This window comes from Actinotalea subterranea, from assembly GCF_008364845.1.
GTDB classification, from domain to species: Bacteria; Actinomycetota; Actinomycetes; order Actinomycetales; family Cellulomonadaceae; genus Actinotalea; species Actinotalea subterranea.
Genome location: NZ_VTTP01000014.1, coordinates 1 through 21,345, shown reverse-complemented (window position 1 = coordinate 21,345; position 21,345 = coordinate 1). Strand labels below are relative to the sequence as shown.

The following is a 21,345-nucleotide window of genomic DNA, read 5'->3' as shown; positions in this document are numbered from 1 at the left end:
CTAGGCTCGGCGCATGTCGCGACGCATCTCGACCGGTACCGCCGGTGACGACAGCCCGTCCGCCGGGGCCTCGGTGGCCCTCCGTGCAGCGGTGGTCCTCGTGCTCGCAGAGGCCGTGTCGCTCGGGGTCCTGGGGCTCGTGTGGACCGTGCGGCTGGTGGCGGAGGGCACGCCGAGCCTCGGCGTCTCCCTGTTCCTCATCGTCTTCGCGCTCGGCGTCGCGGCAGCGCTCGTGGGGCTCGCGCGCCTGCACCGGCAGGGGCGCCGCGGGGCCCGTGCGCCTCTCGTGACGTGGCAGGTGCTCCAGGGCGCGACCGCGGTCACGGTCCTCCAGGTCGGGCCCGCGGTCGCGACCGCGGCAGTCGCCTGGGTGGCGCTCGCAGCCGCCGTCGTCACGACGGCGGTGCTCGTGAGGCCCGTGGGGACGGAGCCTGTCACCGGGAGCTGATGCGCGACACCGGTGCGTCGGGTGGCCGGGCGACCTGCACGGGACGGGTGCCCGCCGCGTCGACGACGACACCGCGCCCAGGCATGCGGGGGCGGGCCGGGTCGACGGCCAACGACAGGTCGACGCCGGCGAGGTCGGCGGAGCCGGGGCTCGTCGGCGACAGGACGAGGACGGTCCCGCACCAGCGCAGGCCCGCCAGCGCGCCGCGGTACGCGGATGCCGCGCGGTCGGTCCGTGCGGCGGCGACCACCCGGGGGCACGCGCTGTCGCCGCCCTCCGCCGCACCGATCCACGCGGCCAGCGCCTCGTCGACCTCGGGCGCTGCCGCGGCGACGAGGTCGAGGTCGTCGACCACGACGACGGTCGGCCGCGGAGCCCCTGGGCCCCTGTCGGGGCCGCCTCCCTCGGACGCAGTCGCGGTGGGTGACCGGAGCGCGGCGAGCGCGGCGCTCAGCGCGGCAGGCGTCGCAGCCCAGCGCACGGCGCCCGCTCGGCCGACGTCCGCGAGGGGGCCCGACCGTGCGGCGACGAGGACGTCGGACCCGCCGTCGCGCAGACCCAGGGCGATCGTCGCGAGCGCGGCGGAGCGGCCCGACCCGCCCGGGCCGACCACGAGCGCCCCGCGAGCGACGTCGAGCAGCATCACGCCGGCGTCGTCGCCGCCGCGCCCCACGGGGACACGGGGGACCCCCGTGTCGGCCGCGCATGCCCCGGTGGTGGTGCACGCCCCACCGGTGCCCGACACCTCGGTGAGCCGAGCGAGAGGAACGTCCTCGGGCAGCGCTGCGACGTGCATGGCGGGCGGCGCACCGGACGGTGACGCGGCGGGTGACGGGCCGGGCGCCGCGGCCGGTCCCGACGGCCGTGGTGAGCGCTGTGCCGAGGGCGCGGGGCAGTGCTCGGCAGCCGGGAGCGCGACCTGTGCGCGCTCGCCGACGTCGTCGGTGGGGCCGACGTTCACGCCCCGCCCGGGTGGGCCGGCGGTCAGGGCGAGGCTCGCAGGGACGCCCAGCAGGGCGGCGTCGTGCGGGTCGTTGACCGCGAGCACCCAGCGCTGCGCCGCGTGCGCGAGGAGGCGCGCCAGGTCGTGCGGGCCGCCGGCGACGGCGACGCCCAGGCGCAGCTGTCGGGAGTCCCGCAGGAGGGTGTCGAGCAGGTCGGCGCCGGCGCCGCGGGGCAGCCGGTCGAGCGCCGCCCGGACGGCCGCCAGGTCGTCCACGACGAGCAGGCGGTGCGGGGGCGCGGTCGCGGGGACGGGCGCGCGGCTCCCCGTGGGCGGCGGTGGTGGCGCCTCGGCGAGCAGCACGAGGAGGCGCGCGAGCCGCCGTGGGTCGCCCGCGTCGACGACCGTGCCGATGCCCGGGTGCCGCGCGCCGAGCCCGGACCACGTCCGGTCGGCCGCCCCCAGGACGGCGTGCACGTGCCAGCCCCGCTCGAGCGCCGCGTGCGCGAGCGTCCGCAGGGTCGTGGTGCGGCCCGAGCCCGGTCGTCCGGCGACCACGAGGCAACCGGCGGACGCGTCCCAGGTGAGCACGGCGCGCGTCTGGCGTTGCGGCCGGTCCGTGAGGCCGAACGGCAGGGTCGTCGCCGAGGCTGTGCCCGGTGGTGCGGGCAGCTCGTCCGCGCTCACGACCGACGGGAGCGGCGGGAGCCAGACCGGCCGCGCAGGTGGGCAGCCCGCGACGTCCGCAGCGGCGCGCACGAGGTCGACGAGGTGCCGACCGCCGTCCGACCGGGGTGACCGGCCATCGGCCGCGTCGTCACCGGCACGGGCGCTGTCGACGAACGGCTCGACCCAGCGCGCGAGGACCGGCCCTCCGGAGGCGCCCGGCGCGTGCCACGCCCCGCCGGGCAGGGCCGCCCAGGCCGTCTGCACGACCTCGGGCGGCAGGGCGCCGCGGCGCACGACGGCACGACCGGGCCGGTCGGACGGCAGGTGGGCGGCGTCGGGCACGTCGACGACGTCGGTCGAGTCGGCCGCGTCGGCGACACGCAGGCACACGCGCAGGCTGATGTTCGCCCGCATCTGGGCGCTCACGGCCCCCGCGGGACGCTGGGTCGCGAGCACGAGGTGGATGCCCAGGGAGCGTCCCTGGGCGGCGACACGCACCAGGCCGGGGACGAAGTCCGGCAGGTCCTCGGTGAACGCGCGGAACTCGTCGACGACGACGAGCAGACGCGGGGGTGCCGGCTCGCCGTCGGTGCGGGCCCGGAGCTGCTCGAGGTCGCCGACGTCCGCGGCCGCGAGCAGCTCCTCGCGCCGGCGCAGCTCGGCGCGCAGGCCGTCGAGCGCGCGCCCCGCCTCGATCGCGTCCAGGTCGGTGACCTGGCCGACGACGTGCGGGAGGTCTCGGCACGCGCCGAAGCTCGCCCCGCCCTTGTAGTCGACCAGGAGGATCGCGAGCTCGCCCGGCGGGTGGACGAGGGCGAGCCCGAGGATCCAGCTCTGGAGCAGCTCCGACTTGCCCGCACCCGTCGTCCCCGCGACCAGCGCGTGGGGTCCGTCCGCGAGGAGGTCGAGGACGAGGACGTCCGCCTCGGGGGCGCCCGACGCCCGGCCCCCGTCGGCCGGTGCCGAGCGGGCCACCCCGACGGGCGTCGCGAGCCGGGTCAGCGCGCGCCGCGGCTCGGAACCGCGCCACCGGTCGAGCACGGCGTCGACGTCCGACGGCAGCCCCAGGTCGGCCAGCGCGACGCGGTCGGGCAGGCCGGCGCGACGTGCGCCCCGGGTGCCGGGTGCACGTCCTGCCGGCGCGTCCGGGTCGGGGCCGGGGCCCCGCGCGTGCCCGGGTGCGCCTGCGCCCGCCGGGGCGGTCGACGCGCGGCCCCGCAGCTCGGCTGCCAGGAGACGCCGAGCGTGCTCCTCGGCCCACGTGAGGGAGGCCATCGGTGCCGAGACCCGGACCGCGCCGCGCGGCCCGACGAGGAGGGCCTCGTCGGGGTCGTCCGTCACGTGCAGCACCCACCGGCACCACGCGGGGACCTCGCCGCCGTGCGGGGCGAGCAGCAGCAGCGCGTCGTCGGCGTCACGGTCGATCCACCAGCGGTCGAGCGCGGACCGCCACGTGCCGGTGCCGGCGGCGACCGCCAGCCTCGGACGGCCCACGCGGGTCGAGAGCCCGGCCGGCCCGCCGTCCGCCGGACCGGCACCACCGGTCCGGTCGTCCCCACCCCACGGGCCACCCGCGCTGGTCGGGCCGCCGGTCGACGGACCACCGCGGGTGGGAGAGCCGCCATCCGCCCGAGAGCCGCCGCCCGCCTGCGCACCGCCGCCCGCGGACGCGCCGCCCGCCGGGGCACGGCTCACCGACGCGCGGTCCGACCAGCGGCACCATGCCCACCCGCGGACGTCCTCGTCGACGACCGTGACGCGTGCGGCGGGATCCACGAGGACCGCGCCGACGAGCGCCCGTGCCGTCGCGCGCACGTCGTGGTCTGCGCCGACCACGACGAGGCCCTCGCGTGCGAGCGGCCACCACGGCGTCCGCAGGCTCGAGGCGTTCGGGTGTGCGCCGTGCCCCCACGAGGAGACCGCTACCGACCCGGCGTCGGGTGCCAGCGCGAACGGAGCTGTGCGGCTCCGCCGGCGCCGGGCGGGACCCGCGGCGACGGGTGCCGTCGGTGCCGTCGCGTAGGCGGCGGCGACGTCGGTGGGCACCTGCCGCCGCGCACGTGCCGCCCGACGGCCGACGAGGCGCGTGACCGGTGCGGAGAGCCGCGGGGCGAGCATCGCGAGCGGACCGGCGAGCGCGAGCACGAGGAACAGCGGGTTATGGAGCAGGAGCGCGAGGACCGCGGACGTCGCGAGCGGCACGAGCAGCCCGGTCGCCGACAGCCGCTCCCCGGAAGGCCCCGCGCCGTCGGCCGGAGCGGGTGCGTGCGCGTCGGCGGCGACGTGCACGACGAGCGTGGTGCCGCCGACGCGGACCCGGTCACCCGCGCGCACGTGCCGGGGTCGCGCCCGGTGCCCCCGACGCAGGTGGGTGCCGTTGGCCGAGCCGAGGTCGCGGACGCGCCACAGCCGGTGCCTGCCCCGCCGGACGGCGGACCGTGCGGCGATCACCGCGTGCTCGCGCGACACCTCCGGGTCGCTCAGCGGCAGGAGGACCGAGGGCGCGGCGGGGGAGGGGATCCGGGTGACGAGCCCGCGCGCGGGAGGAGCCGCTGTGCGCCCCACGCGGACGATGCCGCCTTCGTCCGGGGCCGCGACGAGCCCGGCGTCCGGTCCCGCGAGAACGGAGACGTACCAGGGGGCCGACGGTGCCGGGAGCGCCGGGCCCGGCGACCGGCAGGCGCACCCGTCGGGCACGGCGCCGGACCGCGGGCGGCGGCCTGCCTCGCCCGGGCGGTCGCACCTGCACCCGACGAGACGCAGGCGTGACCCCTCGACCCAGGGCGGCGCGCCCGCCACGTGGTCGTCGGGCAGGGCCCGCCCGTCCACCGACAGGGGCGCGTCCCGCAGCTCGTGGCGCCCGGTGAGGCGGACCAGCGCGTCGCGGCACTGCCCGAGGGTGACGGCGTCGGGGATCTCGACGTCGCCGCCCGGGTCCAGCGTGAAGCGCATGCCCTGAGCCTCGGCCCGCCGCGCGGTCGCCGGCGCCCGGGCCCGCCGGGCCTGGGGACACGCAGCGACGTCCCCAGGGACGCGTCACTCGGGCGGCGGCGGCACGCGCCGCACAGCACCGGCACGCACAGCACCGGCACGCACAGCACCGGCACGCACAGCACCGGCACGCACTGCACCGGCACGCACTGCACCGGCAGGGGCCGCGCCGCCGCCGAGCACCTCACCCGATCGGGACGGCCGGGACGCCTGCCGCGCCGGCGACCGGCGGCCGGCGACCGGCGACCACGTCACTCGATCGCGAGGGCCGCGACCGGAGAGGTGCGGGACGCGCGCCGCCCGGGCAGCACGGACGCGAGCAGGCCGGCGAGGACCGCGACGACGAGGATCACGCCGAGCGCCGACCACGGCACGACGAGCGCGACGGGCGCCAGGACGCCGAGCAGGATGCGCACACCGACCCAGCCGTAGGCGGTTCCCAGGAGCACGCCGACGAGGCCGCCCACGCCGGCGGTGAGCATCCCCTCGACGGCGAGCGTCGTGCGCAGCTGCGTGCGGGACATGCCGAGCGCGCGCAGGGTCGCCGACTCGCGGCGGCGCTCGATGACCGAGAGGGCGAGGGTGTTCGCGACGCCGACGAGCGCGATGACCACCGCGACCGCGAGCAGCCCGAGCACGACCGTCAGCAGCGTGTCGACCACCCGCTGGTAGAAGGCGCGCTGGACGGCGACCCCGGTCGTCTCGAGCGACGTGCCTGACTCGGAGGCCGCCTCCGTGATCGCGTCGACGGTGGCCTGCGGCTCGCGGGGGTCCGCGACCCGGATCCACAGGCGGCTCGTGGGCGCGTCCGGGTCGAGCGCCTCGACGGACGACGGGGTCACGATCAGCGCGGTCCCGGTGAGGTCGGTCACGACGGCGGTGAGCGTGAGGGCGGCCCGAGGTTCGGCGGCCCCGTCGTCGGGCACCCCGGTCCCGTCGTCGGTCGCCTCCGTGCCGTCGTCCGTCGTCGGGTCGGGCGGGCGCGTCGTCCCGTCGGACACCGACGGCCCGGGCGTCGAGGTGACGTCGGTGACGTAGGGCGCGACCGTGCGTCGCAGCGTCAGCGGGTCGCCGTCGTCGATGCCGTACCAGGATGCGACGGTCGCGGGCACGACGACCGTCCCGGTGCCGAGGCCGTCGAGCTGCTCGGGCGCCCGCATCACGGTGCGCGCCTCCGCGAGGTCGACCCCCCGCGCCTCGACGACCATGGTGCCCGTCGTGTCGTCGCCCGTGCCGTCCGCGCGCTCGAGGTCCACGGACACGCCCGTCAGGGTGGTCACGGCCTCGACGCCCTCGATCGCGCGGACGGCCGCGGGCAGGCCCGTGGGGAGCGCGGGGACGTCGAACCCGTCGCTGTAGGCGCCGACGCCGACGTCGACCGGGAACTCCTGCGTCAACGTCCCGTCGAGGGCCGAGCGGGTGCTCGCGGCGCCCGTCGCCATCATCGCGACGAGCGTCACGCCGATGAACAGGGCGGCGCTCGTCGACGCCGTGCGTCGCGGGTTGCGCAGCGCGTTGGCCGCGGCCAGGCGTGCGGACGTCCCACCGAGGAGCCCCAGGGCCTGGCCGGCGCGAGCGACGACCCAGGGGACCCAGAAGACGGCCCCCATGACCATGCCGAGGAAGGACAGCGCGCCGCCGAGGAGGCCCATGCCCAGCCCGATGCCGAGGGCGTCCCGGTCGGACGCGGCGGGGCCGAGGGCGAGCAGCGCGGCGCCCACGAGGACGAGCGTCATCGCGATCCACGCGCGTGTCCCGGCGGCCGGTCGCCAGGGCGGGTCCTCGACGGGACGCAGGGCCGCGAGCGGGGAGACGCGGGTCGCCGCGACGGCCGGCCCCAGGACGGCGAGCACGGTCACCAGCACACCGAGCCCCACGGGCACGACGACGACGGCGGGCGTCACGGCGACGAGCTCGGGCAGCGGCACGTCGGTGCTGCGTCGCAGCACGAGGAGCGCGGCCTGCACGGCGGCCGTCCCGAGCAGCACCCCGAGCAGGGACGAGGCGAGGCCCAGCGCGAGACCCTCGACCAGCACGACGAGGCGCAGCTGGCCGGCGCCCGCGCCGACGCAGCGCAGCAGCGCGAGGGTGCGTGTCCGCTGGGCCACGAGGACCTGGAACGTGTTGGTGATGACGAGCGCGGCGACGATGAGGGACACGGCCGCGAACCCCAGGACGGCCGCGGTGAGCTGGTCAGCGGTCCCCGTGACGTCGGTGGTCACGGAGCGGGCCTGCTCACCGATGGTGCGCACGGCGGCGTCGGTCGTCAGGGCGTCCCGGGCCATGGCCTGCACGTCGGCGACGGACACGTCGTCGGCGACCGAGACCAGCGCGTACCAGTACCAGGTCTGGTCCGCGACGGGGTCCTGGAAGTCGAGCCACGCGGCCATCTGGTCCGGGTGCACGACGCCGACCCCCGTGGTGCCGAGGAGGGCCGCCCCGGGCTGGTCGACGACACCGACCACCGTCAGGCGGTCGGTCTGGCGCACCGGTCCCATCTCCTGCTCGTCGCCCGACACCTGGCCGACCTGGTCGACCTCGTCGATCTCGCGCCACGACACCTGCTCGGCGTCGACGTGGTCGCCGACCTCGAGCCCGAGGAGCTCGGAGACCTCACGCGATACGGCGATCTCGCCGGGCGCCGTCGGCAGGGTGCCCGCGGCGAGCTCCGCGCTCTCCAGGCCGGGGTCCACCGCCGCTGACGTGACCTGGGCGAAGGTGCGCCCGGTGCCCCCTGTGAGGTCGAGGCCGAGCTCGAGGTGGCCGTGCACGGACGTGACTCCCGGGAGCTCCGCGAGGATCCCGAGCGTCTGGCCCGTGACCTCGCCGTCGGTCACGACGAGGTCCGCCCCGGCGTACTGCTCGGTCAGGGCCTCGTTGACGGTGCGCGTCATGGAGCCCCCGGCGAGGAGCGTGGCTGCCACGAACCCGGTGCCCAGGGTGATCGCGAGACCCGCGGCGACGAGGCGCCCGGCGCTGCGCCGCATCTGGGCGAGCGTCAGGCGGAGCATCTGCGGGCTCACGCGCCCTCCTTCGTCCGTGCGGTCTGCGTGACGGCGGTGCCGTGCGGTGCGTGTGCTGTGCCGTGCGTGTGCTGTGCCGTGCGGTGCGGCTGCTGTGCCCTGGTGGGCCCTGCGCCGTCGTGCCTGCCCCATCGTGCCCTGCCGGGCAGGCGGTCGTGGGGCCCTCGCGGGCCCCACGACCACTGCTCAGTCGACGGCGAGCGCCTCGACCGGCGACGTCCGGGCCGCGGCGCGCCCCGGCAGGACCGAGGCGAGGAGCCCGGCGCCCAGCGCCACGACGAGGACCAGGGCGAGGTCGCGCCACGGGACCGTGAGCCGCACGTCGCCCATGACCCCGAGGACGGTCACGGCTCCGGCCCACCCGTACAGGAGGCCGAGGACCGAGCCGAGCACGGCACCGACGCCTGCGATGAGCGCACCCTCGATCGCGAGCGTCCCGCGCAGCTGGGCCTTGGAGAGGCCGATCGCGCGGAGCGTCGCGGACTCCCGGCGGCGTTCGATGACGGACAGCGACAGCGTGTTCGCGACACCGATGAGGGCGATCACGACGGCGGCGCCGAGGAGCCCGACGACGACGGCCAGGAGCGTGTCGATGACGCGCTGGAACATGACGCGCTCGAGCGCCGCACCCGCGACGGAGACGGTGGTCTCGTCGAGGGCGTCCTGGATGTCGCTGACGACGTCCACCGGGTCCGCGTCGGCGTCCATGCGCAGCCACATCTCGTTGGGCGTCGCATCGACGCCCATGGCCTCGAGCGTGCCCGGCGTCGCGAGGAAGCCCTGGCCGAACTCGGTCACGACGGCGGTTCGCTCGACGCTCTCCCCGGTCGGCACGGTGCCACCGGTGCGGTCGAGCGTCGTGGCGCCCAGCGAGACGACGTCGCCGGACTCCACGCCGAGCACCTCGGCCAGGCCCTGCGACACGATCACGGAGTCCTCGTCGAGCCCCTCGGCCTGGTCCGGTGCGAGCAGCACCCCGCGGGCGGCGGGAGCCGGCAGCACGCGCAGGGGGCCGGTCGCCTCTGCTCCCTCGACGGTCACCACGGCGTCGATCGAGGTGACGAGCTGGACCTGCGCGGTGCCGTCGATCTGGTCGAGCTCGTCGGCGAGGCGCTGGTCGAGCACGGTCGGGGCGGAGGTGTCGTCCGCTGGCCCGGTGGGCTCCGCCACGGCGCTCAGGCTGCGGGGTGCCCAGACGAGGACGTCGACGGGGAACTCCGAGGCGAGCTCCTCGGTGAGGGTCGTCCTGGCGCTCGCGGCGCCGGTGCTCATCATGGCCACGAGCGTGACGCCGATGAGGAGCGCGGTGCTCGTCGCCGCGGTGCGGCGCGGGTTCCGCAGGGTGTTGGCGGCGGCGAGCTTGGCGCTGGTGCCACGGCCACCGAGGATCGCGCCGGTGAGGCTGACGACCTTCGGGATCCAGAACACGGCACCGACGAGCACGCCGACGAACGACAGTGCGCCGCCGAGCACGCCGACGCCCAGCGCGAGCACCTCGTCCATCTCGCGGCCGCCGATGACGGCGAACAGGAGGAGCCCGACACCCGCGACCGTCAGGAGCGAGGCGATCACGAGTCGCGGCAGGTTGCGCCGCTGGGTCAGGGCGGGGGCGTCCGCGGGCCGCAGCGCGGCGAGCGGGGCGACACGTGTGGCGCCACGTGCCGGGGCGAGCGCGGCCACGACCGTCACGAGCGTGCCGACGACGAGCGGCGCGATCACGGCGGCCGCGGTGACGCTCACGGTCGCGGGGAGCGGGACGTCGAGGTTGACCCCGCCCAGGACCGTCAGCGTGAGCTGGGCCAGCCCGATGCCGAGCGCGAGCCCGACGGCCGAGGCCGTGGCGCCGAGGATGGTCGCCTCGATGAGCACCGACCGGCGCAGCTGACGCTTGTCCGCGCCGACGCACCGCAGCAGGGCCAGGGTCCGGGTCCGCTGGGCGACGAGCACCTGGAACGTGTTCGCGATGACGAGGGCGGCGACGAGCAGGGCGATCGAGGCGAAGCCGAGCACGATGGTCGTGAACACGTCGGCGCCGTTGGTCAGCTCCGCGGTCTTGGCCTGGGCGTGCTCGTCCTTGGTGCGCAGCACGGCGCCCTCGGGGGCGGCGGCCTCGATCTCGCCGCGGACGGACTCGAGGTCGGCGTCCGCGTCGAGCGCGACGACCGCCTCGGTGTACTGCACGGGTGCGCCCATGGTGTCGTCGAGCGCCCAGCGCTCGGCGTCCTCGGGGTGCACGACGACGGCGCCGCCCGTCTGGGCGAAGGCACCCGTGGGGTCGTCGTTGAGCCCGACGACCTCGAGGCGCTCGGTGCGGGTGACCCACTCGCCCTCGACGTCGGTCGCAGCGGCTCCGGCACCATCGGCACTGTCGGCACTGTCGGCACCGTCGGTCGCGGCCGTGTCGGCACCGTCGGCACCGTCGGCGTCGGCAGCGTCGGCCGGCACCCAGGAGGAGCGTTCCGTCGTGACGGTGTCGCCGACCTCGACCCCGAGCCGCTCCGCCATGCGATCGGGCAGGACGATCTCGCCGGAGCGCTCCGGCGCGCGACCGTCGAGCAGCACCTGCGGGTCGAGGCGCGGGTCGGACGCGAGGGTCGTGACGTCGGGGTAGGCGTGCTTGGTCCCGGCGCTCAGCTCGGTCCACAGCCGCATGTGCCCGTCGACGGCGGCGACGCCGTCGGTCTCGCGCACGGCGTCGACGTCCTCGGCCGACAGACCCTGGTCCCTGGAGCCGAGGAGGACGAGGTCCGCGTCGGCGAGGGACGCCGAGACGGCGTCGTAGCTGGTGCGCGTGATGACGGCACCTGCGATGAGGGTCACCGCGACGAACGCGGTCCCGATCATGATCGCGATCCCGGCCGCGGTGAGGCGGCCCAGGCTGCGTCGCATCTGGGCCAGGGTGAGGCGTAGCATCAGCGCATCGCCGCCTCAGGCTCGTCGAGCGAGCGCAGCGCGTCGAGGCCGGCGAGGACCGACTCGGGCGTCGGGTCGGTGATGTCGCCCGCGATCCGGCCGTCGGCGAGCAGGACGACGCGGTCCGCGTAGGCGGCGGCGGACGGGTCGTGCGTGACCATGATCACCGTGCGGCCGAGCTCACGCACCGAGCGCCGCAGGAAGCTGAGGACCTGGGCGCCGGCACGCGAGTCGAGGTTGCCGGTGGGCTCGTCGGCGAAGACGACGTCGGGCTTCGCGATCAGGGCGCGTGCGATCGCGACGCGCTGCTGCTGGCCGCCGGACAGCTCGGAGGGGCGGTGGGTCAGGCGGTCGGCGAGCCCGAGCGTCTGGACGAGGGTGTCCATCCACGCGGGGTCCACGCGGGCGCCGGCGAGCTCGAGCGGGAGCACGATGTTCTGCTCGGCCGTGAACATCGGCAGCAGGTTGAACGACTGGAAGACGAAGCCCACGCGGTCGCGCCGCAGGCGGGTCAGCTCCTTGTCGCCGAGGCCCGTGATCTCGGTGGACCCGAGGTACGCCTTGCCGCTCGTCGCCGAGTCGAGGCCCGCGAGCAGGTGCATGAGGGTGGACTTGCCGGAGCCGGACGGGCCCATGATCGCCGTGAAGGCGCCCGCGGCGAAGTCGATGTCGACGTCGGCGAGCGCGTTCACCGCGGCCTCGCCGGAGCCGTAGACCTTGCGCAGCCCACGTGCCCGGACCGCCGCGGCCGCTGGGGCCCCGGAGGCGGGGGCGTGTCCGGACGGGGTGGCTGTGGTGCTGTCCACGTGGTCTCTCCAGTGCTGGTGTCGGTCAGGTGCGGCTTCAAGGGCCTGGCGGAGCCGCCCCGCCCGTCCGGTCGCTGCCGTCCGGGCGGGGCCTTCGCTCCGGGCTCGACGCTAAGCGCCCTCGCCGCGGTGCGGCATCGGGTCCCGGCATGGTCCCTGACGGCCAGCGGTCATCCCGTGGGGGTACGGCCCCGCGGACCGCAGGCGTACGCCGGCGCGACGACGGCGGCCCCTCGGGGGGACCTGCGCGGACCTGCGCGGACCTGGTGGCGACCGACGGCGTGCGCGTCAGGAACCGGGGCGGACGAGCCCGCTCTCGTAGGCCGTGACGACGGCCTGCACGCGGTCGCGCGCGCCGAGCTTGGCCAGGATGCGACCCACGTGGGTCTTGACGGTCGCCTCGGCGACGAACAGGTCCTGGCCGATCTCCGTGTTGGACCGGCCGCGGGCCATGAGCACGAGGACCTCGCGCTCGCGGTCGGTCAGCTCGGCGAGGCCCGGGTGGGGTGCGGTGTGCTCCTCGTCGGGCAGCGCCGTGACGAGGTGCTCGAGCAGGCGCCGCGTGCTCGAGGGGGCGATGACCGCGTCGCCGCGGTGCACGGTGCGGATCGCCTCGAGCATCTCCTCGGGCGGTGCGTCCTTGAGCAGGAACCCGCTCGCGCCCGCGCGGATCGCGGAGAGCACGTACTCGTCGAGGTCGAACGTCGTCAGGACGACGACGCGCGGGACGGGACCCTGCGACGCGGTGAGCCGGGCGGTCGCCGCGAGGCCGTCGAGGTTGGGCATGCGCACGTCCATGAGCACGACGTCGGCGACCACGGCCTGGAGGCGGCGCAGCGCCTCCGCACCGTCACCGGCCTCCATGACGACCTCGAGGTCGGGCTGGGAGTCGATGACCATGCGGAACCCGGCACGGACGAGCTGCTGGTCGTCGACGAGCGCGACGCGGATCGTCTCGCGCGGTGCCTCGGCGTCGGTCCCGGCGTAGCCCGGCATCGCGCCGGGGCGCATCCCCGTCGGCTCGAAACCCTCGGTCATCGGTCCTCCTCCGTGCGGGGCAGCGGGATCTCCGCGCGCACCCGGTATCCACCGCCGGGCCGGGGCCCGACGGTCAGTGATCCTCCGAGCATCGCAGCCCGCTCGCGCATGCCGAGCACGCCCTGGCCCGCGCCGTCCCCGACGGCCGCCGCACCGCGCCCGTCGTCGTTGATCTCGAGCACGAGGGACGCCGGTGCCCACTGCAGCATGACCGTCGCGGTCGGCGACGGCCCGGCGTGCTTGAGCACGTTGGTGAGCGACTCCTGGCAGATCCGGTACACGGTGAGCCCGGTGCCGGGGGGCAGGGGTCGGGGCGTGCCCATCCGCACGAACGACGTGCGCACGCCGCTGCCGCGCATCTGCTCCACGAGGTGCTCGATGTCGTCGACCGCGGGCTGAGGGATGAGGTCCACGGGCCCCGTCGTCGCGGCGGCCGAGGCGGTGGGCCGGGCGCCGGGCGGGACCGGCGCGACCCCGGAGCCGGCGCCCGCGGCGATCGCCTCGGGGCGCAGGACCCCCAGGAGGCGTCGCATGTCCGCGAGGGCGGCGCGCCCGGTCTCCGCGATGGTCGTCAGGGACCGTGTCGCCGCCGCTGGGTCCTGGTCGGCGGCGTACCGGCCGCCGTCGGCCTGGGCGATGATCACGGACAGGGAGTGCGCGACGATGTCGTGCATCTCGCGCGCGATGCGTGTGCGCTCGGCGGAGGTCGCGATGAGCGCCTGCTGGTCCCGCTCGATCTCGAGCCTGCGGGCGCGGTCGACGAGGGAGTCGATCCGCTCGCGCCTCGACCGCCGCACGAGCGCGAACGCGAAGACGCTGAGGGACATGAGGCCGATGGCGAAGGTCGCGAAGACCGAGCCCTCGACGCTCGTCTCCTCGGTCAGGAGCATCGCGGCGCCCAGCAGGAAGGACCCGACGAGCGCCCCGGTGATGGCGGTCCGGTAGGCCCACACGGGGCCGTGCACCGTCACGGAGTACAGCGCGAGGAGCACCGCCACGTCGGCGGCGTAGATGAAGTCGCCGGCGGCGAAGTGCAGGAGCGCGACCGTGAACACCGCGGCCGCGGACGGTGCGGGCCGGGTCCGGCGCCAGGCGAGCGGGACGACGAGGGCGACCGCCCACCAGGACGCGAAGTCCGAGTACCCCTGGCCTCCGAGCGCGTTCAGCGGGGCGACCATGAGGGTCAGGAGCGTGGCCGCGGTCGCGTCGATCGCGAACCGGTGCGTCTCGTCCCACGCACCCACGCGCTCCCACCACCGCATCCGGCCAGCCTAGGGCTGAGCGGCGCACGTGGGGTCGGCCCGTGGTCCGAGACGCGTGCGACCGGCGTCCCCCCGGGGGACGACGCCGACGCCTCGGCCACGCGCCGCCCGTGCGTCCCGGGGTCGGGCCTCCGCGTTGGCTAGCATGAGCCCATGACGCAGGTTCTCTTGGCTGAAGATGACCCGGCCATTGCCGAGCCGTTGGCCCGGGCGCTCGGACGCGAGGGGTACGACGTCGTCGTGCAAGGGACAGGTCAAGGAGCCATCGACTCCGCCCCTGGTGCCGACATGGTCATCCTCGACCTCGGCCTGCCCGACATGGACGGGCTGGACGTCGCGCGCTGGATCCGCAACCACGGCCTGACCACGCCGGTCCTCGTGCTGACCGCGCGCGCCGACGAGGTCGACCTCGTCGTGGGCCTCGACGCGGGCGCCGACGACTACGTGACCAAGCCCTTCCGGCTCGCCGAGCTCCTGGCCCGGGTCCGGGCGCTGCTGCGCCGCTCGAACGCGGACGGCACGGAGGAGGACCAGGTCGTCGCGCAGAACGTGCGCATGGACCTGGCCGCGCACCGCGCGTTCCAGGCGGACCGTGAGCTGCACCTGACCGCGAAGGAGTTCGACCTCCTGCGGGTCCTCGTGCGTGACGCGGGGAGCGTCGTGCCGCGCGAGACCCTCATGCGCGAGGTCTGGGACTCGGACCCCAGCGGCTCGACCAAGACGCTCGACATGCACGTCTCGTGGCTGCGTCGCAAGCTCGGCGACGACGCGAACGCGCCGCGCTACATCTCGACCGTCCGGGGCATGGGCTTCCGGTTCGAGACCGGCGCGGTCTGACGCCGCCCGATGCGTCGCCGGGTCCTCCAGGCCACCATCGCGGCGGTCACCGTCGCGGTCATGCTCCTCGGCATCCCGCTCGCCTTCTACGGCGCGCGGCTGGTGAGCGAGACCGAGGAGCGTGAGCTCGCCGACCGTGCCGCGGCGCTCGCCCGCCAGGTCGAGTCGCGCCTGGCCACGGACCGCCCGATCGACGAGGGGCTCCTCGAGTTCTACGTCGGCGGCGAGGGCGGTCGGCTGCCCGCGTCGGTGTCGGTCGTGGACCCGGAGGGCAACCGGTTCCGTGCCGGCGAACCCATCGAGGGGCGCGCGTACCCCGAGATCGTGCACACGGACTCGGGCGCCGTCGTGCTGCTGTCCATCTCCTGGTGGGACGTCTTCTGGCGCACCGCCCGCAGCGTCGCCCTGGTCATCACGGCCGCCGTCGTGGCGTTCGGCGCGGGCATCACGATGGCCCTGTGGCAGGCGCGCAGGCTCGCGGCCCCGCTCGTGTACCTCGCGGCGAGCGCCGAGCAGCTCGGCTCGGGCCAGGTGCGCCCGCGCCTCGAGCCCTCGGGCGTCGAGGAGATCGACCTCGTGGCGGCCGAGCTCGCGCGCAGCGCCGACCGGCTCGCGGGGCGCCTCGCGGCCGAGCGGCAGTTCGCGGCCGACGCCTCCCATCAGCTGCGCACGCCCCTGACGGCCCTGTCCATGCGCCTCGAGGAGATCGTCGCGGCCACGGACAAGGAGGAGGTGCGTGAGGAGGCCCGCATCTCGCTCGAGCAGGTCGAGCGCCTCGTCACGGTCGTCGACGACCTCCTCGCCCGGTCCCGGCGCGCGCAGGGCGGCACCACGGAGGCCGTCCACCTGCTCGACGTGGTGCACCAGCAGGAGGAGGAGTGGGGCCCGTCGTTCGCGACGGCCGGACGCAAGCTCGTCGTCGAGGTCCCGACGGGTGTCGCCGTGCTCGCGACGCCCGGGGCGCTCGCGCAGGCGCTCGCGACGCTCATCGAGAACTCGCTCGTGCACGGCGCGGGCACGACGACGGTGCGCTCACGCCCCTCCGGGCCCGGAGGGGCCGTCGTGATCGAGATCTCCGACGAGGGGCCCGGGGTGCCCGACGACCTGGCCCCGCGGATCTTCGAGCGCGAGGTCACCTCGGGCAAGGGCACCGGCCTGGGCCTGGCCCTTGCGCGCGACCTCGTCGCCGCCGACGGGGGACGGCTCGAGCTCGCCCAGCGGCGCCCGCCTGTGTTCGCGGTGTTCCTCGCCGGCGTGCCCAAGGCGCTCGACCCCGACCTCGTGCTCCCGCGGGGTGCGCTCGTCTCGACGCGCGAGCGGCGCCGACGGGGGCGCGGCCGCGTCCGCTGAGGCGACGGGCCGGTCGCGGAACACCACGCGGCTGTACGCGAGGTAGCGGAACGCGGTGCCGAGGGCGAGCCCCACGACGTTCGCGGCGACGTTGTCGGCGAGCGGCGAGGTCAGGCCGAGCACGTAGTGCGAGAACGCGAGGCAGCCGACGGCGATCACCATGCCGCCCACGTTGACGACGGCGAAGCCGAGCAGCTGGCGAAGGACCCCGCCGGCCCCCGGCGCGCCGGTGCGCGAGGCGAACGTCCACCGTCGGTTGCCAAGCCACGCCACGACCGTCGCGACGGCGACCGAGATCACCTTGGCGGTCAGCGGCTTGGCCTCGAGGATCTCGCCCGGGCCGTACCTCAGGACGTTGAAGAGCCCGACGTCGACGACGAACGCGAGCGCACCGACGGAGCCGAAGCGGGCGAGCTCGACCAGGCGCTCACGCATGCGCGCCAGCGTATCCGGACGACGGTCCGGGGCCCGGCGAGGCGTTGTTAGGCTCGCCCATCGTGACGCGTGTGGTGGCGGTGGTCGGTGGTGGACAGCTCGCCCGGATGATGGCCCCGGCGGCGACCGGGCTCGGCCTGCACCTGCGGGTCCTGGTCGAGGGCGCGACGACGTCCGCCGCCCGTGTGGTCGTGGACGCGCCCGTGGGTGCGCCGCGTGACGCGGGCGCGGTGCTCGACCTGGTGAGCGGCCCGCCGCGCGCGGACGTCCTGACGTTCGAGCACGAGCACATCCCGGCGGACGTCCTGGAACAGGTCGAGGCGGCCGGGGTGCCCGTGCGGCCCGGCCCGGCCGCGCTCCTGCACGCGCAGGACAAGATCGTCATGCGCCGCGCGCTCGCCCGCCTCGGCGTGCCGTGCCCGCGGTGGGCGGAGGTCACGGAGCCGGCGGACCTCGAGGCGTTCCTGGAGCAGGAGGGCGGGGAGGCCGTCGTCAAGACGTCCCGCGGGGGCTACGACGGCAAGGGCGTGCGCGTGGTGCGCGGTGCGGCGGAGGTCGCGGAGTGGTTCGCGGCGGCGCGGATCGGCGGCCCCGCGCTGCTCGCGGAGCAGAAGGTGCCGTTCGTGCGTGAGCTCGCGGTGCTGCTCGCGCGGCGTCCGTCGGGCGAGGTCCGGGTGTGGCCGGTCGTGGAGACGGTCCAGCGCGACGGGGTGTGCGCCGAGGTCGTGGCCCCCGCGCCGGGCCTCGACCCCACGGTCGAGGCGCAGGCCGTCGACGCCGCGGTGCGCGTCGCGGAGGGCCTCGACGTCACGGGTGTGCTCGCGGTCGAGATGTTCGAGGTGGACGGAGCCGTCGTCGTGAACGAGCTCGCGATGCGGCCGCACAACTCGGGCCACTGGACGATCGACGGTGCGGTGACGAGCCAGTTCGAGCAGCACCTGCGCGCGGTCCTCGACCTGCCGCTGGGCGACCCGGCTCCGCGTGCGCGGTGGTCGGTCATGGCGAACGTGCTCGGCAGCACGCTCGAGCGCCTCACCGACGCGCTGCCGGCCGTGGTCGGTGCGGACCCGGGTGCGCGCGTGCACCTGTACGGCAAGAAGATCCGGCCCGGTCGCAAGCTGGGCCACGTCACCGTGTGCGGCGACGACCTCGACGACGTGCGGTCGCGTGCCGCGCGCGCCGCGGCCCTCCTGCGCGGGGAGCAGCCATGAGCCGTGCGCGTCCGCGCGCGGTCGGTCACGTCAGGGAGGTCGGCGATGGGTGAGCAGCCGTTGGTGGGCGTCGTCATGGGCTCGGACTCGGACTGGCCGGTGATGCAGGCCGCGGCGCAGGCGCTCGCGGAGTTCGACGTGGCGTGCGAGGTCGACGTGGTCTCGGCGCACCGCATGCCCGCGGAGATGATCGAGTACGGCCGCTCGGCGGCGGCGCGCGGCCTGCGGGTGATCGTCGCGGGGGCCGGGGGAGCGGCGCACCTGCCGGGGATGCTCGCCGCGGTCACGCCGCTGCCCGTCGTCGGCGTCCCCGTGCCGCTCGCGCACCTCGACGGGATGGACTCCCTGCTGTCGATCGTCCAGATGCCCGCGGGCGTCCCGGTCGCGACCGTGTCCGTCGGTGGCGCGCGCAACGCGGGCCTCCTCGCGGTGCGGATCCTCGCGGCCGGGCTCGCGGACGCTGCGGGCGGCGCGGAGCTGCGCGGCCGCATGACCGCGTTCCAGGAGGGCCTGCGTGACGAGGCGCACGCGAAGGGTGAGCGGCTGCGCTCCCGGCACGGCACCGGCCGGCAGACGACGGGGTTCGGCGTCTGACCTGTGCTCGTCGCGTGAGGGCCGGGTGAGGGAACCCGGGGTGGTCGGCGCCTCGGGAGGCGGATCCGTCGGACCGCCCATATGGTCACGGAATGGTAACGACGACCGTCGCGGCTCCGGGACGTCCGCAGGCGCCGCCGACCGCTCCGGGCGGGGCGGGGGCGGCCGCGCCCGAGGCCGGGCGCGCGGACCGGCCGGCCGGTGCCCCGGCGCGGCGGACCGACGGCCCCCGTCTGCGGGCGCTCGACGGCCTGCGCTTCGCGGCGGCAGCGGGCGTCCTGCTCTACCACTTCACCGCCCGCTGGAGCACCGCGTGGGGTGAGGAGCCCGTCGAGCGGTTCCCGGTGCTGGGCCGCGTGACCATGTACTTCGCGCTCGCGCCCGAGCTGTTCTTCGTCATCAGCGGGTTCGTCATCCTGTGGTCGGCGTGGGGGCGCAGCGTGCCGGGCGTCGTCGCCTCCCGGCTCGCGCGCCTCCTGCCGGCCTACTGGACGGCGCTCGCGCTGACGAGCTTCCTGCTCCTGGCGCTGTGGCGCGACGGGAAGCAGATCTCGGTCGGCGAGGTCGCCGTGAACGTGACCCTGCTCCAGGAGGCGTTCGGGGTGCGTCACGTCGACGGCGTCTACTGGACCCTGTGGACGGAGCTGCGGTTCTACGCCCTCGTCGTCCTGCTCGTCGCCGTGGGGGTCACACGGCGCCGCGTGCTGGCGTTCGCGACCGTCTGGCCGCTCGCGGGCCTTGCGACGGAGGTGCTCGGCTGGGAGCTCGGGTCGGAGGTCCTCATCGGCCGCTACGCGCCCCTGTTCGCGGGCGGCATGCTGCTGTACCTCATCCACCGTGACGGGCACGCCCGCCTGCCCTGGCTGCTCGTCGCGATGAACGTGGGCCTGGCCGTGAGCACGGTGGTGCCCGCGCAGGTGCGCTCGCTCGGCCGGAACACCGCGTTCGCCCCCTCCGCGGTGGTCCTCGGCGTCCTCGTCGTCGCGTGCTTCGCGGCAGTCGCGCTCCTGACGATGACGCGCCTGAAGCACCTCGACTGGCGTGTGCTGACGACGGTCGGCGCCCTGACGTACCCGCTGTACCTCGTGCACGAGTTCTGGGGCTGGTGGGTGATCCACCTCCTGCACGACGACGTGCCCACCCTGGTCGCGCTCGGCGCAGCCGCGTCCGCGTCGCTCGGCCTGGCGTGGCTGGTGCACCACGGCGTCGAGAAGCGGGTCAACCCACCCATGAGGCGCTGGATCGAGCGCAGGCTGCGCCGGGGGCCGAGGCCGTCCGTGGCGATCTGACGCGTGGGCCCGTCGGCCTGACACGCGGCGCTCAGCGGGCAGAGGTCCGCGGGCAGGGCGGTCAGCGGGCAGGGCGCCCGCGGGCAGGGCGGTCAGCCTGCGGGGACGCCGCCGACCGTGCTTCCCGGTGCGACCGTGCCGTCGACGATCGAGGCCCAGAACGCCGGCGTCTGGTCGGCGTCGAGGAGCACGGTCGAGCCGATGCCTCCGGGCCGGTAGTCGAGGCTCGCGATCGGCGGCGTGCCGCGGACCCCCTCGGGCCCCGTCGCGGCACGGAACGCGAGAGCGAGGCGGCCGAGGTCGAGGATCCCCGTGCCGTCGCTCACGTGCAGCGCCCCGAGCCCTGCGCCGATGAGCGCGACCTGACGTCCTGGCTGCACGACGAGCGCAGGGTCGGCGACGGTCGAGGACACCGCTGCGATGAGCTGCTGCTGCCGCTTGGCGCGACCGATGTCGCCCTCGTGGTCGGCGTGCCGCATGCGGGCGAACCCGAGCGCGGCGACGCCGTCGACGACGCGGCAGCCCGGAGCCTCCCAGAACATGCCCGAGTCGGTGTCCGCGACGGGGAAGTCCATCTTGTTGACCGCCGGATCGAGGCACAGCTCGACTCCGCCGACGGCGTCGACGAGGTTCGCGACGCCGCCGAGCCCCACCTCGACGTAGTGGTCGACGTGCAGGCCCGTGAGCTGCTCGACCGTCGTCACCAGGAGCGGTGCGCCCTCCCAGGCGTAGGCGGCGTTGAGCTTGGCCGGGCCGTAGCCCGGGACCTCCGTGTAGGTGTCGCGCGGCAGGCTGATGAGCGACGCGGGGCCGCTCGCGGGGTCGTGCAAGATCATGATCGTGTCGGTGCGGGCGCCGGCCGTGCCGTCCTCGATGATCCCGCTCTCGCCGCCGCGGGCGTCGGAGCCCGCCAGGAGGTAGGTCGTCCCCGAGGTGTTGTCGGGCGTGCCCGAGAGCGCGTCGACGTGCTGGATCTTGCCGTTGGCCCACATCAGGAGCCCGACGGGCCACGCGATCGCCAGCGCGAGCAGCAGCACGAGCGCCCGCACGGAGTAGCGCGCGATCCTGCGTCGTCGTTCCGGTGCGGTGAGCGGCGGCCTCCCGCCGGGGGCCTGCGGCCCTCCGGGCCCGCCTCGGCCGAGGGTGCCCGCTGTGCCGGGCGCGCCGGGCCGTCCGGCCGCCGGGCGCTGCCCGGGCCTGGGCGCTCCTGCGCCGGGTTGCGCAGGCCGGACGGTGGTCGGGTGTCCTGCGGCGCCGTCGGCCGGGCGTGGGCCCGCGGGGCGGGCGCTGCCGCCCGGGCGTGCCCCGGAGGCCGTCCGGGCACCCGCGGCACCGGCGACGACCCCCGCCCCGGCTGCGCTGCGGCGGTCGGGGCGGGGACCAGCAGGCGCGGCGGTCCCGTCGCCGTCGGGCCGTGGACGGCGCGCGGGCGGTGCCGGTGGCCGGCGCGCGCCGCCCGTCTCCGGCGGGCGGGCCTGGCCGCGACCGACGACGATCGGTGCGCCGGCCGCGTCGGCGGGTCGGCGGGGGGCGCCG

General features: G+C 76.1%; 13 protein-coding genes and 1 pseudogene. 6 read left to right on the top strand and 8 right to left on the bottom strand.

Features of this window, described 5'->3' with window-relative positions; all coding sequences use genetic code 11:
- The first annotated feature begins 13 nt into the window (after positions 1–13).
- A complete protein-coding gene (locus FZ988_RS17245; RefSeq protein WP_149205281.1) occupies positions 14–448 on the top strand; it encodes a hypothetical protein in 435 nt (144 codons plus the stop codon).
- Here the strand turns inward: FZ988_RS17245 and FZ988_RS19180 are convergent.
- From FZ988_RS19180 to FZ988_RS17215, 6 genes are all read right to left on the bottom strand, one after another.
- On the bottom strand, positions 435–5,012 hold the full coding sequence (locus tag FZ988_RS19180) for an FtsK/SpoIIIE domain-containing protein (RefSeq protein WP_149205280.1): 4,578 nt from the start codon (positions 5,010–5,012) through the stop codon (positions 435–437). The two genes, FZ988_RS17245 and FZ988_RS19180, sit on opposite strands and share 14 nt — an antisense overlap.
- Before the next feature lie 290 nt (positions 5,013–5,302).
- Entirely contained in the window at positions 5,303–8,074 is a 2,772-nt protein-coding gene (locus FZ988_RS17235) for an FtsX-like permease family protein (protein WP_246169595.1), read from the bottom strand.
- Between the two features lie 186 nt (positions 8,075–8,260).
- Positions 8,261–10,963 carry an ABC transporter permease gene (locus tag FZ988_RS17230; RefSeq protein WP_246169594.1) on the bottom strand — a complete coding sequence of 901 codons (2,703 nt, stop codon included), beginning with the start codon at positions 10,961–10,963 and terminating at the stop codon, positions 8,261–8,263.
- 23 nt (positions 10,964–10,986) lie between these two features.
- Entirely contained in the window at positions 10,987–11,793 is an 807-nt protein-coding gene (locus tag FZ988_RS17225; protein ID WP_149205278.1) for an ABC transporter ATP-binding protein, read from the bottom strand.
- A 288-nt stretch (positions 11,794–12,081) separates the two neighbouring features.
- Entirely contained in the window at positions 12,082–12,789 is a 708-nt protein-coding gene (locus tag FZ988_RS17220) for a response regulator (protein ID WP_149205333.1), read from the bottom strand.
- Positions 12,790–12,827: 38 nt separating this feature from the next.
- Positions 12,828–14,093, bottom strand: coding sequence for a sensor histidine kinase (locus tag FZ988_RS17215; protein WP_149205277.1), 1,266 nt, complete (start codon positions 14,091–14,093; stop codon positions 12,828–12,830).
- Positions 14,094–14,246: 153 nt separating this feature from the next.
- Between FZ988_RS17215 and FZ988_RS17210 the strand changes: the two genes are divergently transcribed.
- Both FZ988_RS17210 and FZ988_RS17205 read left to right on the top strand, forming a co-directional pair.
- Positions 14,247–14,930 carry a response regulator transcription factor gene (locus FZ988_RS17210; protein WP_149205276.1) on the top strand — a complete coding sequence of 228 codons (684 nt, stop codon included), beginning with the start codon at positions 14,247–14,249 and terminating at the stop codon, positions 14,928–14,930.
- 9 nt (positions 14,931–14,939) lie between these two features.
- Positions 14,940–16,280, top strand: a complete 1,341-nt coding sequence (locus tag FZ988_RS17205) for an ATP-binding protein (RefSeq protein ID WP_149205275.1) — start codon at positions 14,940–14,942, stop codon at positions 16,278–16,280.
- A gap of 78 nt (positions 16,281–16,358) precedes the next feature.
- Here the strand turns inward: FZ988_RS17205 and FZ988_RS17200 are convergent.
- Positions 16,359–16,715 (bottom strand): annotated as a pseudogene (locus tag FZ988_RS17200) (GtrA family protein); the annotation flags it as partial.
- 59 nt (positions 16,716–16,774) lie between these two features.
- Between FZ988_RS17200 and FZ988_RS17195 the strand changes: the two are divergent.
- The 3 genes from FZ988_RS17195 to FZ988_RS17185 all read left to right on the top strand — a co-directional run bounded on the left by FZ988_RS17195 (position 16,775) and on the right by FZ988_RS17185 (position 19,809).
- Positions 16,775–17,926, top strand: coding sequence for a 5-(carboxyamino)imidazole ribonucleotide synthase (locus FZ988_RS17195; RefSeq protein WP_149205332.1), 1,152 nt, complete (start codon positions 16,775–16,777; stop codon positions 17,924–17,926).
- 45 nt (positions 17,927–17,971) lie between these two features.
- Positions 17,972–18,520, top strand: a complete 549-nt coding sequence (purE, locus tag FZ988_RS17190) for a 5-(carboxyamino)imidazole ribonucleotide mutase (protein WP_149205274.1) — start codon at positions 17,972–17,974, stop codon at positions 18,518–18,520.
- Positions 18,521–18,612: 92 nt separating this feature from the next.
- Positions 18,613–19,809 carry an acyltransferase family protein gene (locus FZ988_RS17185; RefSeq protein ID WP_149205273.1) on the top strand — a complete coding sequence of 399 codons (1,197 nt, stop codon included), beginning with the start codon at positions 18,613–18,615 and terminating at the stop codon, positions 19,807–19,809.
- A 92-nt stretch (positions 19,810–19,901) separates the two neighbouring features.
- Here FZ988_RS17185 and FZ988_RS17180 read toward each other — a convergent pair whose 3' ends face one another.
- On the bottom strand, positions 19,902–20,858 hold the full coding sequence (locus FZ988_RS17180; protein ID WP_246169593.1) for an LCP family protein: 957 nt from the start codon (positions 20,856–20,858) through the stop codon (positions 19,902–19,904).
- Between the last annotated feature and the right edge of the window lie 487 nt (positions 20,859–21,345).